This is a genomic window from Dactylosporangium sp. NPDC051485, from assembly GCF_040682015.1.
In the GTDB taxonomy this organism is placed as follows: Bacteria; Actinomycetota; Actinomycetes; order Mycobacteriales; family Micromonosporaceae; genus Dactylosporangium.
In genome coordinates this window covers 1-1,690 of record NZ_JBFAZW010000249.1, presented here as the reverse complement: position 1 = coordinate 1,690, position 1,690 = coordinate 1, and the positions used below count along the sequence as shown (strand labels likewise).

At 70.8% G+C, this 1,690-nt stretch carries 1 protein-coding gene; it reads left to right on the top strand.

The annotated features are described in order from the left end of the window. The first annotated feature begins 67 nt into the window (after positions 1-67). Complete coding sequence (locus AB0M46_RS51315; RefSeq protein WP_363349070.1) at positions 68-1,537, top strand: IS1380 family transposase; 1,470 nt, start codon at positions 68-70, stop codon at positions 1,535-1,537. The last annotated feature ends 153 nt before the right edge of the window (positions 1,538-1,690 follow it).

Below are 1,690 nucleotides of genomic sequence, written 5' to 3'. Positions count from 1 at the left end.
GACCCGGATCCGCGGATAGGAATATAACACCGTGTGGCATAGATGAACGGATGCCTTGCCAGCAGGGATGATTGGGCTTGTCGAAGGACCAATCTGTCGCTGCGGGAAGGACACCCGTTCGGTGAAGAAGATACCTGGTTTGGCTGGTCGGGTGCGCGTAGGCGCTCCGGACGTGTCGTTGACTTCGGCCTCGGGTGTGGTGGCTGTGGCGGAACTGGTCGGACGGTTGGGGGTGAGTGCCGCGTTGGATGACGCGGTCGGTTCGATCAAGCAGCGGGATCGGGGCCTGTCCGCGGGTGAGTTCCTGATCGCGGTGGCGCAGGCGCAGATGTTTGGGGCACAGTTTTGGGCCGGGTTGGACCGTCGCCGGGCTGATCCGGCTGGGGAGGCGTTGTCGGCGGTGCCCACGCCGGCGTCGACCACCGCGGTGGATCTGGCCGCACGGTTCGGCCCGGTGCAGTTGGCCGGTGTCGAGGAAGGCATAGGGGAGATCGTCTGCCGGGTGGTGGGGTTGCTGCCGGCCGCGCGGCAGGCGGTGCTGCGTTGTGGCGGGGCCACGATCGATCTGGACGGCACCGACGTCGAGGTGTACGGGGCGGGTAAGGAAGGGATCGCCTACAGCTACAAAGGGGCGCGGGCTGGGCGGCCGCACGTGGCTACCTGGGCGGAGGCCGGCCTGGTCACCGCGGCGGACCTCCTCGCCGGGGACGAGGACCCCCGCCCGGGCGCCGGGTCGCTGATCGAACGCAGCGTGGCCACCCTGGTCGCGGCCGGGGTCACCGCCCGGCCGAAGGTCCGCGGCGATGTCGGCTACTTCGCCAAGGACATTGCGCAGGCCGCGGTCGAGGCCGGCTGCGACTTCTCCCTCGGCGTGACCCGCAACCCCGCGGTCTGGCGGGCCGCCGCGGCCATCCCCGAGCAGGCATGGCGGAAAGCGAAGCGGATGAACGGCGCCCAGGTCGCCGTCTGTGGCTACGCCCCGGCGGGCTGGCCGCCCGGCACCGCGTGCGTGGTCCGCCGGGTCAAGGTCCGCGCCGAGCAGATCTCGATCGACCCACGGGCCCGCCGCCGGCGCACCATCCCCAAAGACCAACTCGCCTTGGCGTTGGACGGCTTGGTCCGGCACGTGTACGCGTACTCGTTCATCGCCACCAACCTCGACGTGTCCACCCCGGCCAAAGCGGTCGCGGTCGAGGCCTGGCACCGGATGCGCACCGATATCGAGGACAGGATCCGCGACGCCAAGCACGGCGCCGCGTTGCGGCACCTGCCCTCCGCCACCCGCGCGGCGAACACCGTGTGGATGTGGGGTGCGCTGCTGGCCGTCAACCTGTCCGCCTGGCTGCAGGAACTGGCCGGCCTCGACACCGGTGACGGCCGCGGCCGGGCCCACCTCGGCACCCTGCGTCACCGGCTGCTGTTGGTCCCGGCCCGGCTGGTCCGCCACGCCGGGCAGGTCACCCTGCGGCTACCCCCAGGCCAGCAAATGCTGACCGACGTGCTGTCCCGGCTACGCCGGCTGCCGATCTGGACCTGACCCACCCGGCCACACCGGCCCAAGCCACCCACGGAGACCAGCGAACCCGGCGCCACCCGGGCCACCGGCATGCCCCACCCGCCCAACACCACAACAACACATCGGCTATCAGCGATATTTGGCTCACGCCTCCGCTACCCGCGGATCCGGGTC